We start from the raw sequence: 16,390 nt of genomic DNA, 5'->3' as shown, positions 1-16,390 counted from the left end.
AATAAGTTTTAACGGACAAAGGCAGGTGCTACTCCTCCGTCCACGTTCAACACATTACCTGTAGATTTATTCAGCAAACCGCCTACAAAAGCAAAGCATGCATTGGCAATATCATCAGGTAAAATTACTTCGTTCAGCAAAGTACGTTTTGCGTAATACGCAGGCAACTCTGCAACGGTTATCCCATAGGCTTTCGCACGGCCTTCTGCCCATCCGCCTGCCCAGATATTACTGTCACTGATCACTGCATCAGGATTAACTACATTGACCCGGATACCATCGGCACCCAGTTCTGCTGCATTCAACCTGCTCAGGTGCAACTGGGCTGCTTTCGCGCTGCCATATCCAGCATTATTCGGGCCGCTGACCAGCGCATTTTTACTCACGATATTCAGGACATCGCCCCCGGTACCCTGTTTCTGCATGACCGCAGCGGCCGCTTGCGTGACAAAGAACTGGCCTTTTACCAGCACATCATACAGCAGATCCCAGTCTTGCTCCGTATGGTCCGCTATTGTTTTCGAAATGGAAAGACCAGCATTGTTCACTACTATATCAATCCCTCCAAAAGCGAGCGCAGCTATATCAAAAGCTGCTCCGATCTGTTCCGGGCTGGTTACATTCAGCACAGCGGTGGTATAACTGTCCTGGCCGTACCTGCTTCTGAATTCATCTGCAGCACCCTGAAGCCTTTCTGCATTCATATCGTTCAGTACTACGACGCCGCCTTCTTCTACAAACCGTTTGGCTATGGCCTTGCCTATTCCGCCGGCGCTACCGGTCACCAAAGCAATCTTTCCGGTCAGGGGCTTAGGCTTTGGCATCCTTTGCAGTTTAGCCTCTTCCAAAAGCCAGTATTCGATATTGAATGCTTCCTGTCTCGGTAAAGAAGTATATTCAGATATGGCTTCGGCGCCTTTCATCACGTTGATTGCATTGGTATAAAACTCGGCAGCAACTCTGGCAGTTTGTTTATCTTTAGAAAACGAGAACATCCCTATCCCCGGATACAAAATGATCACCGGATTAGCATCCCTTATTGCAGGACTATTGTCGTGTTTACAGGCATTGTAATACTCACTGTACATCTTTCTATAGGCTTCAAATTCAGGGGCAAGTCTTTCTTTGAGGGCCTTCATGTCCGTCAGGTCTTCATCGGGTCGCAGGTCCAGCACAAGCGGGCTGATCTTTGTGCGCAGGAAGTGGTCAGGACAGCTGGTACCCAATGGAGCCAACCTGTCCAGGTCATTCGAGTTGATGAACTCAAGTACCCTTGCGTCATCGGTAAAATGACCTATCATGTGCTTTTCGCTGGAGCAAAAGCCTCTTAATAACGGTGCAATAGTCGCAGCTTGACTCAAACGTACGGTGGATTCTGCACTCGCTATCTTCTGACCACCGAATACCGGGCCCTTCCTGCCATAGTTGGCTTCCAGATATTCCGCGCATTTTTCAATAACGTCCAGCGTGTTGATGTAACTTTCATAGGCGGTATCACCCCAGGTAAATAAACCGTGCGACCCCAGCATAATCCCCCTGATACCAGGATTCTCATCCAGGCAAGCCTTCAGCATCAATCCCAGCTCAAAGCCAGGCTTTTGCCAGGGCACCCAGCCGATGGTTCCGCCAAAGAGTTCTTTTGTAATCTGCTCACCATCCTTTGCAGCAGCAATGGCGATGGCCGCATCCGGGTGAAGGTGGTCAATATGTTTAAATGGTAAAAAACCATGCAGCGGCGTGTCAATCGAAGGGGCCTTGGACTGCAGGTCGTAAATGCAATGGTTGAAAAGTTCCACCATTTCATCCTCGTAGGCCAGCCCCCTGTAGATGTTCTTTAAGTTGCGAAGCTTGTCCACGTACAAAGCAGCAAGACCGTTTCGCTTTAAGGTACCCAAGTCGCCCCCAGACCCTTTTACCCACATTACCTCAGTGTCAGCGCCGGTCAGCGGATCTTTAGCAATGGCTTTGCAGGAAGTATTCCCACCGCCATAATTGGTCAGGCGCAAATCAGCACCCAGTAAATTTGAACGATAGATCAATAAGGCAACTTCATCACCAGCCAGTTTTGCCGCCTCCTCTTCATTCCACAAATAGCTTACGTGATTATAACTTTTCGTTTCGATAGACATTATAGTATTTATTTATTTTTTATAATTTAACCTTTAATTGAATTGCCGTAACCAACAATAAGTACTGACAAAATAATGGTAAGGATACCGACTAACACAGTTATTAAAGTTCTTTTAGAAACACCTTTCCATTCTTTCAGTACCAGTCCCCAAACATTTGCAATTAAAATGATGAATGCCATGTGCAATATCCAGGAGCTTGCGCCGTTACCCATTTTGCTCTCCCCCATTCCGTAGAAAAAGAATTGCAGGAACCAGGTTGTGCCTGCCAAAGCAGAAAAGATATAGTTTTTTAACAATGGTGTTGACTTGTTCGTATAATCGCTGAATGTTTTATTCCTTGCGTTTAAGATCATGCACCAAATGAAGTTGGTGGTCAAACCACCCCAAAGCACAATAATATAAGTCACATTATTAGAGAACAAAAAATTGCCCGTCTCCGATGGATTTGCAGCTTTCCATATTGCATTCGCCGCATCGGCCATCGGCTTACCTGCTTCAATACCGAAATTAAAACAGGCACTTAATACCCCTGAAACTATCCCGACAAATAAGCCCAGGCCAAACTTATATTCAGTTTTAACTTCCAATCCATGCGGATCCGTTACACCGGTACTGATCTCCTTTTCTTTCATCATACCCGCTCTGCCGCAGATAATAATCCCCAGAACACAGACCAGCAATCCCAATAGCACCATTCTGCCCCAGTCAGTATGCAGGAACATGGTAAATGTATCTTTTCCTGCCTGCGGGAAAACATCGAAATAAATAGATGGCAATATAGACCCCAGAACCATGCAGAGCCCCAGGATTATACTGCTCCCAAGGGAAACACCCAGATAACGGACCCCCAGGCCATAAGTTAAGCCGCCAATCCCCCACAATATCCCGAAAAAATAAGCCAGGCTTAAGGTTCTTCCATCAGTGCTGACAATGATGTCACCAAAGTTCGGAATTGTTAAATACGCTGCCAATGGGGGAACAATCAGCCATGAAAAAATGCCACCAACAATCCAGTAACTTTCCCAGGCCCAGCCTCTCACTTTCTTATAGGGGATGTAGAAACTACCGGACGCAAAACCGCCGATAAAATGGAAAATTACACCTAAGATTGCATTCATATCAAATGAGTTTTATTTGGTTTAGAAGGACTAATTTATAGATGATGTTCCTTAAAACTGTCATGTACCATCATGGGAGATCAAAGAAAAATAAGATTTTTAAATGGAAGCTCTCCTGGTATAGTAAAATGGCACTTCTATATGTCTGCAGGAATTGTCCAGAACGAGGTTTGCAGCTACAGTTCCCATAAATCTAAAATCGGTTGATATGGTCGTAATGCCATTCAGTATAATCTTTTTCAGCGGTGTTTCGTTATAAGAGATCACACCTATGTCCCTGCCGATCTTAAACTTCATGCCGATTACACGCTCCAGCAGAATCACAAGGTCATCTTCCATCAGGTTGATGAACACCTCACCTTCGTTAATCGGTTCCTCAGTAATGTTGCTCACTACCTTATGAGAGAAAGCATATTGCTGACAAAAGCGGTGAAAGCCATCCAGAATTTCCTTGGGGAAATAGCTTCCCTTAGGAAAAATGATCTTCAGCGTATGATATTTGCTCAATTGAGTCCGTGCCTGCTCCAGCGCGTCATAAATATTTTTCTCAAAATTTTCATATGCCGCCGCATACTGTCCATCTATTCCCGGAATTTTTTTATCCAGCAGAACCAACTTTTCCTTTGGCAGGGTATTGATGATGTCCCGGGCATATTCTTCCCCTTCTATAAAATGCGGTATGATCACATAATGTGAATAATCTTCATTTTTGTTGGTCAGAAACCGCTTAAACAAGGTAAAGTCATTGTTGTAAATGTAGAAATCCACCGACACATCATTACCAAGAGCGGCAATAAAAGCATCATAAACAATCTTCTTATGTGCACTCAGTTTGTTAAACAGGAGAAATACCTTCAGTTTCCGCTTGAAATCTATATTAGCGATGTAGTATCCCTTACCGGGAACTGAATTGATCACGCCGATGTTTTTCAGGTACTTATATCCTTTTTCGGCGGTATCCCTTGATATTTCCAATTTATAACTCAGTTCATTAATCGAAGGAAGCAAGGTTTCCTTTTTCAGTTTTCCCTGCTCGACAGCTTTTATGATCGCATTAGACAGCTGAAGATATTTGGGCGTAGCTGAATATTCAGCAATCAGTATAAAATCGAAAAAGGTAGGTGATTTCATGTTTAAAAGTACAGATTTTTATGGCAACGACAGGTGTAGAAATTGCCGGCGGGAGCCATCCGCCGGCAATAAGCAACCTAAACATATAATTGAGAACATTATTTTATTTCGAATTTGTATTTTCCCGCCGCTATTTGGGTTTTTGCCGTCAGTATCGTACCATCCTTATAAGCTTTTTGTGATCCGGTCAAAGGAAAATACACTGTAGCCGATGAATTGGCCGGAATCGTTACCTCATAAACCACTTTATTGCCTGTTCTTGTCCAGGAAGAAATAATGGCTCCGTAAGGACCATCATGCCTGGCCTCAAAATGATCCAGTCCACTTACAAAATTTGGTTTCAGCAGTACATTCTTAAAACCCGGTTGCTGTTCGTCTGTCCTGATCCCGCCCAACCCTTTATATAACCACGCGCCCACCTCTCCAAACATGATGTGGTTTAAGGAAATATCATTTTTAGCATCAATTCGCCAGTTTTCATATAAAGTCGTAGCACCGTTCACAATCCACCAGCCCCATGAAGGATAGGTCTCCTGTGCAGCTACTTTGTAAGCCAGATCGGCATAACCGTTTTCGCTTAAAGCGTTTAAGATCGCCTTCGTACCTAATAAACCCACGTCGAGGTGATTGTTGCCGGCCTCCACTTTTTCAGCAAGATTACCGGCCACCTTAGTTTTCATGTCGTCAGGAACCAAACCCCAGTACAGAGGCATACACAGTTCCGTCTGTCTTCCGTCTCCATAAATGCCGGTTGCCGTGTTTAAAAATCTGGCATTAAAAGCAGCTTTTATCTTTGCAGCCAGCGCCGTATATTTCTGATGATCCTCGGTTTTACCGAGGAGTTTAGCAGTTTTTGCCAGGATCACCGCATCTGCGTAATAATAGACCGAAGAAGTGAACTCCACCGGCGGCTTATCACTTACCGGAACCCAATCTCCCAAACCCCATGTGGTCAGTCCGGATGGGCTGATGTCAGTGATGTGGTCCACATAGCGCTTCATATTTGGAAAATTGTTCCTTAAGATCTGGTCATCCCCATAGTACAGATAGATATTCCAGGGGATAAGCGCGATGGTACTCGTCCAGTCGGGTCCGTTGCCCCAATCATAACCCCAGCCATCAGTAGGGATTATAGATGGCAAAACACCGTTTGGCTGCTGCTCATCCCTGTGGTCGCCCATCCATTTTTCATAAATGGTAATGCCGTCAAAACTATAAAGACCTGTTTCCACAGCAATATGCGCATCACCCGTCCAGCCATTCTTTTCCCTTTGCGGACAATCTGTCGGATAGCCAAACAAATTGGACAAATAAGAATTGTTTGCCGCAAACCAGATTTTGTCCAGTGTAGGGTTAGACGATTTAATCCGGCCTGCTACCGGAACATCACTGTGCATGAAATAACCTGTCAGACTTTCTTTGGTCAGCTGCACCGGCTTGCTGCTGGTCACCTCGACATACTGAAAACCTTTATAGTTGAAATGCGGCATAAAAGACTCCTCACCCCGTCCGCTCAAAGTAACGATGTCTACCTGAAATGGATCAGTATCATCAGTCGGCCTGTAGTGCTGATCAATATTGGACATATCTGCACGGCCGTTCTTATATAAACGCTCTGCATGTTTTAACCGGATTACAGTACCTGCTTCACCTTTCACAGTGATCTGGCTTACACCCGAAATATTTCTTCCCAAATCAAATACATACGCCGTATCATTGATCTTATTCATGCTTATGGCTGGTATACTTTCTACGTTTCTAACCGGATGCATGACCTGGGCGACCACGTTGCCGGACGGCGCAGTTCTCAAACTGGCATTTTTCCACTTCGTATCATCAAAGTTCACGATGTTCCAGCCAAACTGCTCCAGACGCGCATCATAATGTTCGGCGGTATAAATACTGTTGAAAATCACCGGGCTCAAAGTTGTCTTCCAGTCGCGGTCTGTGGACACCGTTTCTACGGTACCATCAGCATAGCTGATTCTAATGTCCAGACAGAAAGTTGGCCTGTTCCTCCAGGGTGCTTTATGAAAATCCCATACTGCAGTAGACTGATGGTTGTACCAGCCATTACCCAGCAGTACACCTACAGCGTTTTTGCCGTTTTGCAGCTGCGATGTGACATCATAGGTCACATAAAGTGTCCTCCTGTCATACCTCGTGTACATCGGATCCATCCGGTGATTACCAACCTTTTTGCCGTTCAGGTACAATTCATACAGGCCGCCACAGGCGATATACGCCCTGGCGGATTTTATTTTTTTAGCCGCAGGAAATACTTTCCTGAAGTAAGGAGCAGGCTTGGTCTTCACATCCGTACCATCGCTGATCCAGGCACCTTTCCAGTTTGCCATGGTCATCATCCCGGTCTCAAAACTGGATATTGACGAGGAGGGCTTACCGTCCTTGTCCCATACCTCTACCAGCCAGTAATACCTGGTAAAAGCCTCCAGTGCTTTTCCTTTATAAGTCACAAGGCTCAAAGAAGAGTTCTGTTTTCCAGAATCCCAAACCAGACCTTTTTTCCCGGCTACAGCCAGCGAATCCTTGCCAACTATCACACGGTAAGCGGTCTGCTTTGCCGCCTGGCGTTCATCGGTCATCATCCAGGATAGCCTGGGACTTGCCGCATCTATGCCCAAAGGGCGCTCCAAATGTTCACATTGCAAACCCGCGGGTTTAACTGCTGCAAAACCATATACCTTTTGGGTAAATGGCAATGCAAGTAAAAGCATCAGCAAATAATTATATCTCATATTTCGTCGTGTGTTCTGCAATATTAATTTTTGAGCTACTTCGCGGCAACCTGTGCCATCCTGCATTCAAAATGATAAACACCCGAACCAATTTCTGACTTATTGCTGGTTTCTTTACCATCTTTTAACTCCGCAGCAGGTAATATTACCGTTGCAGTCGTGTTTGCAGGGACCAGTACGTCCAGCTTAAATATGCCGTTTTCTATCTTCCATGAAGATTTCAGCAAACCATACGGTGTATCCAGTTCACCGGCAACGCTGGTTATGCCGGCACCCGGTTTAGGCCTGATCGTAATTTTCTTGTATCCCGGTGCAGATTCATCTCCATTGATCCCCGCCATATTGCGGTACATCCAGTCGCCTATAGCACCATAAGCATAGTGGTTATAAGAGTTCATGTCAGGTGTCTGGAAAGATCCGTTTGGTTTGATACCATCCCATCTTTCCCATATCGTAGTTGCGCCCATTTTCACAGGATACAACCATGAAGGGTAGCTCTCCTGCATAAGTAATTTATAAGCCACATCATTGTGGTCATACCGTGTCAGGACATGACACAAATAAGGTGTTCCCAAAAACCCGGTCGTCAGGTGATTTCCGTAATTTTGAATATTTGCTACCAGGCGCTCCGCTGATGAAGCCCTTAAAGCCTCAGGGAGCATATCAAAATTCAGTGCCAGTACATAAGCAGTCTGCGTTCCGGAAACCAGTCTGCCGCTCGGTGTCAGGTATTCCTTCACAAAAGCCGCTTTGATATCGGCCAGCAGTTTCGCATAACGGTCTGCATCTTCCTGTTTGCCCAATACCTTTGCAGCATTGATCACCAGCTGGGTAGAATGCGCATAAAAAGTCTGTGCGATGAGGTACTTATCGGTTACCGCAGCCCTGCCATCGTTATCATCATCAGGGCGGTAAAAAAGCCAGTCGCCAAAATGGCCGCCTGAATTCCATAAGTTATCCTTTGCCACAGATGAAATATAGCCCACCCACTTTTTCATGCTCTCATATTGAGTTTCCAGTATTCTCCGGTCTCCATAAGCAACGTACATATCCCAGGGAATAATGGTCGATACATCCGCCCATCCGGCGGAAGCACCATCATTCGGGCCCAGCACATTCGGGATCACATGCGGGATCAGACCATTAGGCTGCTGATCTGCCGCTACATCCTTCAGCCACTTGGTGAAAAATCCGGCCACATTCATGTTGTACGCTGCCGTATTGGCAAAGGCCTGAGCATCACCAGTCCAGCCCAGGCGCTCGTCACGTTGCGGACAATCCGTCGGCACATCCACAAAATTTCCTTTTTGTCCCCACTGGATGTTGTGCTGCAGTTGATTTAACAGCGCATTGGAAGTCGAAAACTTACCGGTTACCTCCATATCTGAATAGAGGGCCACTGCTGTCAGGTCCTCAGGCTTCAGTTCACCCGGATAACCCTCCACCTTCACATACCTGAATCCCTGAAAAGTAAAGTGCGGTTCAAAAATCTGTTCTGTATTCTCCTTTAAGATATAAATATCCTGTGCCTTTGCCGATCTCAGGTTCACAGTATAAAAATTGCCTTCTTTGGTCAGTACCTCGGCGTGGCTCAGCGTAATCTTTGTTCCTGCAGCACCTTTTGCTTTGAGCATTACCCAGCCAACCAGGTTCTGTCCAAAATCAACAACTGTTTCACCGGCAGGAGTTTTGAAAATTTTAAGCGCTTTAAACTGTTCGCGTTTCCTGACCGGTGGCCCACTCATCGCCACCAACCGTTCAGGCCCTTTTTCCATCATCCCTACCCCTGTCCATGAAGCGTCTTCTTTATATCTTGTATTGGCCCAGCCTGCTTTTTCCATCCTGGCATCATAGGTCTCACCGTCATAAATGTCTGAAGCCATAATAGGGCCGTAAGCATATTTCCAGCTTTCATCTGTGTTTATCGTTTCCTTTGTACCATCGTTATATTCCACTTCTATCTGCATCAGCAGTCCGCGGGTATCCCCATAAAAGTTCTTCTGATTGTTGAAACCGATCCTTCCTTTATACCAGCCGTTTCCAAGTGTAACACCCAGCGCATTGACACCGCTTTTTAAAGCAGCAGTCACATCATATACCTGGTACTGCAGGTGATTCTTATAACTTGTCCAACCCGGTGCAAAATAGGTGTCGCTTACACGCTGACCGTTGATATTGGCTTCATACAAGCCCTTTGCAGTGATGTAAGCCATGGCAGACTTAAACGGTTTTTTCAGGGAAAATTCCTTTCTGAACAGCGGACTTCTGGCAGAAGTATCTTTGCCTGATACGGTGATCCATTTGGCGGTCCAGTCAGCAGGCTTTAAACTGGTTTGCCAATATTGCACTGCACTCCAGGGAGAGGTGTTGCCATGGTTATCTTTTATTCTCACCTGCCAGTAATAGCGCTTCTTCGACTCCAATGCAGGGCCATCATAAGCAATCAGCACAGACTGATCTGTGTTTTTTGCACTTTTCCAGAAAATGTTCTTTCCCTTTGACACTTCATTTTTATCTGTGCCTACACGTATTTCATAAGAAGCTTGCTTTGTCTCTTTCGCTGTCGCATTAATTTTCCAGCTCATCCTGGGCGCAGATGTCTCTACCGACAAAGGATTGTTCAAATGTTCAACTTCAAGGTCAGTCAGACTGATCTTTTGAGCAAATACAGTAAGGTTCAGGGTGAGTAATGCACTAAGCAAAAAGCATTTAGTAGAAATAATGTTCATATGTCTTATATTCGGATGCTACTAGTATCCGCAATATTTTTCAAACGGCCATCATGTACTGTCCTGCTGGCGCCCTGGTTGCAGGAAAAATCAAAAGATTTTTAAGTGGGAACTATCGGGCTCGAACCGATGACCCTTACCTTGTCGAGGTAATGCTCTAAACCAACTGAGCTAAGTCCCCTTTAATTTTCCGCAATAATACAATTTTGTTGCCTCATTGAACAAGTAAGTTGAGAATATTTTTTCTCTCACCCAAATCAATCCGTCAAATACTTCTATCCAAAGGCCTTGACATACGCTTCTTCCCTTTCATGGAGCGGCGCGAACTTGCTGGTGAACAAGTCTCCTGTGGCTAGGTCTGGATGGTTCTTTTGGAAATTTTAAAGGAAAAATGGTTATTTTAGCACCAGGCATATCGATCTATTCTGAATCCTATTCATCAAACAACTCCTTGTTTATGCACGCACAAAATATCATTGACACACTAAAATTGACTGCCTCAGCTTCCGGAAAATACACGAATATGATCCTGGACAGAACTAATAATCACCTCATCCGGCTCAGTGTTATGACAGAGCCTTTTTACTGGCACCAGCATCCCAATTCTGACGAAACATTCATGGTACTCGAAGGTGTTATAGCACTGGATCTTCTAAACACTACTCTTGAATTGTCTCAGGGCCAGATGTATACTGTACCAATGGGTACCGTTCACAGAACCAGGCCAGTTACGGAACGTTCTGTTAACATCACCTTTGAGCTGGCGGATATGGAAACCGTGAGGATTGATTTTTAAAAACCCATAATGAAACCGCAATATGAAGATAAAACTCCTGTTTATCATAAGATTTTCTCTACTTATTTCTCTGATCGCTCCTTTAAAATCTACCCGGGCGCAATCTAAAGATGATGACAAAGTAACGTGGATGCTGACCTACTTCCGTCAGCGTTATCCTACACGTATCGAGATCAATGCCAAAGGAGAAACCGTTGAAGTTCCTCTGCCCGATCCCATGCTGGCCGCACAACTGCACATTGCTTTATCAACAGACGGCCGTCACTGGACGCCATTAAATGGCAATAAACCGATATGGAACCAGTTTATGCGTGACCAGTTCATTCACCGCGGTCCAGACGGGTTGTGGCGATTGATAGCGACAGGTGGCGGCAGCAGTAAAGAAGACCGCAGGAAATTTGGTCCGAGCTGTCTTTATGCTACATCCAAAGACTTAATCCACTGGCAAGTGGAAAACTTTCTGCACTTAATGAAAGATGTACGGAATGACTCTGGTGATTTGGTACGTAACATATGGGCTCCTGAATTCTTTTACGATGAAGCCAGCAAAGAATATACACTCTTCTGGTCATCTTCGTTTGAAGATGCGGGATGGAAAAAAAGCAGGCTTTGGTATTGCAAAACAAGTGACTGGAAAACCTTTACTACAGCCAAAGTATTGTTTGCGCCACCTTATTCTGTAATAGACGGGACGCTGATTCAGCACAAAAAAATGTACTATCTTTTTCACAAGGAAGAAGAATTTGGTGTTAAAACGGGTGAACGCAGGGGAATCAGACTGGCAACATCTAAAAATATAGAAGGGCCTTACAAGATCTATGAGGGGCCACTGAATAGCGGCCAGATCGCCCCGGTGATTACCGAAGGCCCAAGTGTGATGAAGGACCCTGTCAAGCCAGGGTGGTTATTGCTGTATGATTATCCAATGGTAGACCGCTACGGTATTTCGTCATCACCTGACTTGAGGCACTGGACTATAGAAAAGGACATCAGTATGCCCCCTGATGCAAGGCATGGCAGTATTTCAAAGCTAACAGCAGCGGAAGCTAAGGCCCTGCGGGCAGCTTATCCTGGTGATAAATAAAAAATGGCCGGTTGCAATAACCGGCCATTTTCATTCAAACATTGCTACTTCCAGCCGCCGCCTACATTTCTGTAAATAAGGGTAACGGCACTGAGCTGATCTTTTTTGGTTTCTATGAGTTCCAGTTTGGCTTCAAGTGCATCACGTTGTGTCATTAATACCTCAAAGTAATCTGCTCTTGCGGACCTGAAAAGGTCATTTGAAGCTTCGATGGACTTATTGAGTGCGTCGACCTGCCTGGTTTTGAGATCATAGTTCTTTTCCAGGTTGCTGATGCTGGAAAGGCTGGTGGACACCTCAAGATAGGCGTTGAGAATGGTACGTTCATAGTTGTACATGGCCTGCAGCTGCCGCGCGCTGGCACTTTTGAATTCTGCTTTGATAGCATTTCTGTTGATCAGCGGCGATGCAAGGTCTCCCGCCAGTGAATAGAGTAATGATTCGGGTGTCCTAAACAGGTACGAGGGTTTGAATGCCTGAAATCCTAAACCTGCAGAAATGTCAAATGATGGATAAAATTCTGCCCGGGCTGCTTTTACATCCAGCTTTGCAGCTGCAAGCTCGAGTTCTGCCTGTTTAACATCCGGACGGCTGGCCAGCAATTGTGAGGGGATCCCTGTATGAACGACTGTGGGGTTCTGATTCAGGAAGCCGGCTTCGTCCCTGGTTATTTCCTGTGGATAGCGGCCCAGGAGCAGGTTGATCCTGTTCTCTGTTTCCTTTATTTTTTGCAGGATCTCAAACTCAAGGCTTTGCGATTTGTACAGCTCTGCCTGAAACTTTTGTACAGCCAGCTCTGTCGTCCTGGCAGCTTCTTTCTGAATTTTGACAATGTCCATTGCACTTTTTTGCAGGCCGATATTTTCCTTGACGACCGCCAGCTGGTTGTCGAGTGCCAGAAGTTCATAATAGGAATTGGCGACTTCCGCAATCAGGTTTGTCAGCAGAAAATTCTTGCCTTCTATAGTGGAGAGGTACCGCGTCAATGCTGCTTTTTTTGCGGTACGCAGTTTTTTCCAGATGTCGACTTCCCACTTGGCATAAGCGCCTATGTTGAAATCTCCCAGTGGATCCGGGGTTTCTTTGCCGGGCGCGATTTCTGTGGAGGCATCACCTGCGCCCTGACTGGTATACCGCCCTACTTTCTCCAGTCCGGCGCCGGCTTTTACACCCACTGCCGGCAGCAAGGCTCCTTTTTTTACCTGGACTTCGTTCTTCGCAATTTCGAGTTCCTGCAGTGTGATTTTCAGTTCCTGATTGTTCTTTAATGCGGTATCGATCAGGCTGACCAGGTTTTTATCTGTAAAGAAACTGTGCCAGTCACCGGTTGCACTGTTGGCAGTGTCTGTGTTAAAGCCATAAGATCCGGGCATCGTCTTGTTTTCGTTTGCCGGCACGATCTGCGGTATCTTGCAACCGGCTGCCGCCAGGCAAATGCCCAGCGGGATGAGGTATAGAATTGACTTGATTTTATACATTGTGATCGATTTCTTCTGTTAATGGATTTTCTTCTTCGTCTTTGACGAGGATTTTTTTCTCTGCTATCCTCGCGAATATGTAATAGAGCCCCGGAATGATGACCACACCAAATATCGTCCCGATGAGCATGCCACCGGCGGCGGCGGAACCAATGGTACGGTTACCGGTCGCTCCGGGCCCCGATGCGAATACCAGCGGTATCAGACCTGCGATAAAGGCAAAGGAAGTCATGAGGATAGGTCTGAACCGCACTGTGGAGCCTTCTATGGCCGCCTGAAGCACGGTGTCTCCTGCACGGTGCCGCTGAACGGCAAACTCTACGATCAGCACGGCATTTTTGCCCAGCAGACCAATGAGCATCACCATAGCGACCTGAGCGTAGATGTTGTTTTCAAGTCCGCATAGCTTCAGCAGCAGGAATGCGCCGAATATACCGGCGGGCAGCGACAGAATCACCGGGAATGGCAGCAGAAAACTTTCGTACTGTGCTGCAAGGATCAGGTACACAAAGCCCAGACAGATCAAAAAGATATAAATGGCCTGGTTTCCACGTGCAACTTCGTCTGCAGAGATACCTGCCCAATCAATACCAAAACCACGCGGCAATGTTTTTTTCGCCACTTCGGCAACAGTCTGTATGGCCGAGCCACTGCTATGGCCTGGTGCTGCAGACCCGCTGATCTCTGCGGCATTGTACATATTGTGCCTGGTGATTTCTGAAAGGCCGTATACTTTTTCGATTCTCATAAATGCCGAAAACGGAACCATTTCATCGCGGTTGTTCTTCACGTATAGTTTAAGGATGTCTTCAGGTAAGGCCCGGTATTGCGGTGATGCCTGGACCATCACTTTGTATTGGCGGTCAAACTTGATGAAGCTGGTTTCGTAATTGCTGCCGACCAGCGTGGACAGGGTGTTCATTGCATTTTCTATAGTGACGCCTTTTTGCTGGGCGATGTCGTTGTCGATCCGCAGCATGTATTGTGGGAAACTGGCACTGTAGAATGTAAATACCGATGACAGCTCAGGACGTTTGCTCAATTCTTTGACAAAATCCCTGCTGACAGTTTCCATTTTCTTGTAGTCGCCGGAACCGGCTTTGTCCAACAGACGCAGTTCGAATCCTCCCGCTGCCCCATAGCCCGGAACAGCAGGTGGCTGAAAGAATTCTATGGTCGCACCTGTAATGTCTTTGGACTTCTCTTCTAGTTCGGTGATGACTTCCTGCACGGAGTGTTTCCGGTCTTCCCAACTTTTGAGGTTGATCAGACAGGTTCCCGTGTTTGCTCCTGTTCCTTCTGTAAGTACTTCATAACCTGCCAGCGAGGAGACTGATTGTACGCCTTCAACGCCTTCCGCGATCTTTTGCAGCTTTTCAGCAACCTGGTTGGTCCTTTCGAGCGATGAGCCTGGTGGAGTTTGGATAACTGCATAAAACATTCCCTGGTCTTCATTGGGAATAAAGCCTGAGGGCAGTGTACTGTTCAGTAATCCAATGCCGGCACAGAATGCAATGAGCATAATGAAAGTGACAGACCTTCTGTTGACAATGAGTTTCAACAGGTTCTGGTATCTGCCTGTCAGGTTATTGAACCAGTTGTTGAAACCGTCGAGCAAACTGTTGAGCCAGGTTTTCTTTTTGGCTTTTCCATGGTTGTTCTTGAGCATCATGGCACATAGCGCAGGGGTCAGTGTCAATGCTACGATTCCTGAAAGGACAATGGACGTCGCCATAGTGATGGAAAACTGCCGGTAGAAAATACCGACGGGTCCGGACATAAAGGCTACAGGGATAAAGACGGCAGCCATAACAAAGGTAATGGCGATAATAGCGCCGCTGATTTCGTGCATGGCCTCTTCTGTTGCCGCCAGCGGGGACAGGTTTTTTTCTTCCATCTTTGCGTGTACAGCCTCAATGACGACAATGGCATTGTCCACCACAATTCCGATTGCAAGCACGAGTGCGAACAGGGTAATCAGGTTGAGCGTGATCCCAAAATACTGCATAAACATGAACGTTCCGATCAATGAGACAGGTACAGCAATGGCCGGGATCAAGGTGGAACGCCAGTCTCCCAGAAAGATGAATACCACCAATCCAACAAGTATAAAGGCCTCTACGAGTGTATGGATTACTTTTTCAATAGATGCATCCAGGAATTTAGAAACGTCGTAGCTGATTTCATAATCCATTCCTTTAGGAAAAGAACTTTTCTTGATCTCTTCCATTTTTTTCTTAATGTCCTTGATTACCTGACTGGCGTTGCTTCCATAGGATTGCTTAACGGTAATCGCCGCGGATGCTTTGCCGTTCAGATTGGAGTACAGATCGTACATGGAACTCCCGAATTCTACATCGGCAACGTCTTTCAGCCGGAGGATTTCCCCATTTGGACTGGATTTTACGACGATGTTCTCATAACCCTCTTTGGTGGTGAAACGGCCGGGATATTTCAGCACGTATTCAAATGCCTGAGAGCGCTTTCCGGAGCTTTCACCTGTTTTGCCCGGCGAGGCTTCCAGACTTTGCTGGTTCAGTGATTCCAGGATTTCCTCTGCGGAGATTTTGTAGGCCAGCATCCTGTCTGGTTTTAACCAGATCCGCATGGCATATTCCCTGTTTCCCAGAATGTCAGCCACACCAACTCCATCGACCCTTTTGAGCTCCGACAAAACGTTGATGTCGGCAAAATTGAAGAGGAATTTTTGATCCATTTTGGGATCTTTACTGAATAAGTTGATGTACATCAGCATATTCGATTCTTCCCTGGTGATCTTGACGCCTTCCCGTACGACCAGTGGTGGTAGTTTATTGACTACCGAGGCCACACGGTTCTGGATATTGACTGAAGCCTGATTGGGGTCGGTACCCAGGTTGAAGATGACCTGGATCGTAGCTTCACCATCGTTGCCGGCGTCGGATGCCATATATTTCATTCCAGGGACTCCATTTATTGCCCTCTCCAGTGGAATGAGGACCGATTTGGTCATCAACTCCCCGTTTGCTCCCGGGTATTCTGCCGTGATGTTTACTTTGGGAGGAGAAATGGACGGAAATTGGGTTACCGGCAACTGCATGATGGCCAGCAGCCCCAGGAAAGTGATGATCAGGGAGATTACGATAGACAGGACAGGCCTGTGTATAAATTTATTAAACATTGA

At 46.1% G+C, this 16,390-nt stretch carries 9 protein-coding genes and 1 tRNA gene; 2 read left to right on the top strand and 8 right to left on the bottom strand.

From position 1 onward, the window contains the following. Positions 1-8: 8 nt before the first annotated feature. The 6 genes from QEP08_RS07960 to QEP08_RS07935 form a co-directional block, all read right to left on the bottom strand. Entirely contained in the window at positions 9-2,129 is a 2,121-nt protein-coding gene (locus QEP08_RS07960; protein WP_285057144.1) for a bifunctional aldolase/short-chain dehydrogenase, read from the bottom strand. Positions 2,130-2,155: 26 nt separating this feature from the next. Continuing rightward, positions 2,156-3,250, bottom strand: a complete 1,095-nt coding sequence (gene rhaT / locus QEP08_RS07955) for an L-rhamnose/proton symporter RhaT (RefSeq protein WP_285057143.1) — start codon at positions 3,248-3,250, stop codon at positions 2,156-2,158. A gap of 99 nt (positions 3,251-3,349) precedes the next feature. After that, positions 3,350-4,381 carry a GntR family transcriptional regulator gene (locus tag QEP08_RS07950; RefSeq protein WP_285057142.1) on the bottom strand — a complete coding sequence of 344 codons (1,032 nt, stop codon included), beginning with the start codon at positions 4,379-4,381 and terminating at the stop codon, positions 3,350-3,352. A 98-nt stretch (positions 4,382-4,479) separates the two neighbouring features. Beyond that, the gene (locus tag QEP08_RS07945) at positions 4,480-7,140 is read right to left on the bottom strand and encodes a glycoside hydrolase family 78 protein (RefSeq protein ID WP_285057140.1); all 2,661 of its coding nucleotides are present in this window, start codon (positions 7,138-7,140) and stop codon (positions 4,480-4,482) included. A 35-nt stretch (positions 7,141-7,175) separates the two neighbouring features. After that, positions 7,176-9,869: a glycoside hydrolase family 78 protein gene (locus QEP08_RS07940; protein WP_285057138.1), complete on the bottom strand. Its 2,694-nt coding sequence runs from the start codon at positions 9,867-9,869 to the stop codon at positions 7,176-7,178. 106 nt (positions 9,870-9,975) lie between these two features. Then, a tRNA-Val gene (locus QEP08_RS07935) sits at positions 9,976-10,050 on the bottom strand. A gap of 276 nt (positions 10,051-10,326) precedes the next feature. Between QEP08_RS07935 and QEP08_RS07930 the strand changes: the two genes are divergently transcribed. Both QEP08_RS07930 and QEP08_RS07925 read left to right on the top strand, forming a co-directional pair. After that, a complete protein-coding gene (locus QEP08_RS07930) occupies positions 10,327-10,665 on the top strand; it encodes a cupin domain-containing protein (RefSeq protein WP_285057137.1) in 339 nt (112 codons plus the stop codon). Positions 10,666-10,687: 22 nt separating this feature from the next. Next, positions 10,688-11,749 carry a glycoside hydrolase family 43 protein gene (locus QEP08_RS07925; protein WP_285057135.1) on the top strand — a complete coding sequence of 354 codons (1,062 nt, stop codon included), beginning with the start codon at positions 10,688-10,690 and terminating at the stop codon, positions 11,747-11,749. A gap of 44 nt (positions 11,750-11,793) precedes the next feature. On the opposite strand, the gene QEP08_RS07920 is transcribed toward QEP08_RS07925, so the two are convergent. Beyond that, a complete protein-coding gene (locus QEP08_RS07920; protein WP_285057133.1) occupies positions 11,794-13,227 on the bottom strand; it encodes a TolC family protein in 1,434 nt (477 codons plus the stop codon). Further along, positions 13,220-16,387, bottom strand: a complete 3,168-nt coding sequence (locus QEP08_RS07915; RefSeq protein WP_285057131.1) for an efflux RND transporter permease subunit — start codon at positions 16,385-16,387, stop codon at positions 13,220-13,222. The genes QEP08_RS07920 and QEP08_RS07915 overlap by 8 nt, the downstream gene beginning before the upstream one ends. Between the last annotated feature and the right edge of the window lie 3 nt (positions 16,388-16,390).

This window comes from Pedobacter ginsengisoli (assembly GCF_030244015.1).
Taxonomy (GTDB): Bacteria; Bacteroidota; Bacteroidia; order Sphingobacteriales; family Sphingobacteriaceae; genus Pedobacter; species Pedobacter ginsengisoli.
Note: the sequence above shows the minus strand (reverse complement) of the source record. Positions and strands in the feature narration are given on the sequence as shown.

Excerpts from the sequence above, each read along its gene's own strand:
- QEP08_RS07960 (WP_285057144.1), bottom strand. The coding sequence starts at position 2,129 with ATGTCTATCGAAACGAAAAGTTATAATCACGTAAGCTATTTGTGGAAT.
- rhaT (WP_285057143.1), bottom strand. The coding sequence starts at position 3,250 with ATGAATGCAATCTTAGGTGTAATTTTCCATTTTATCGGCGGTTTTGCG.
- QEP08_RS07950 (WP_285057142.1), bottom strand. The coding sequence starts at position 4,381 with ATGAAATCACCTACCTTTTTCGATTTTATACTGATTGCTGAATATTCA.
- QEP08_RS07945 (WP_285057140.1), bottom strand. The coding sequence starts at position 7,140 with ATGAGATATAATTATTTGCTGATGCTTTTACTTGCATTGCCATTTACC.
- QEP08_RS07940 (WP_285057138.1), bottom strand. The coding sequence starts at position 9,869 with ATGAACATTATTTCTACTAAATGCTTTTTGCTTAGTGCATTACTCACC.
- QEP08_RS07930 (WP_285057137.1), top strand. The coding sequence starts at position 10,327 with ATGCACGCACAAAATATCATTGACACACTAAAATTGACTGCCTCAGCT.
- QEP08_RS07925 (WP_285057135.1), top strand. The coding sequence starts at position 10,688 with ATGAAGATAAAACTCCTGTTTATCATAAGATTTTCTCTACTTATTTCT.
- QEP08_RS07920 (WP_285057133.1), bottom strand. The coding sequence starts at position 13,227 with ATGTATAAAATCAAGTCAATTCTATACCTCATCCCGCTGGGCATTTGC.
- QEP08_RS07915 (WP_285057131.1), bottom strand. The coding sequence starts at position 16,387 with ATGTTTAATAAATTTATACACAGGCCTGTCCTGTCTATCGTAATCTCC.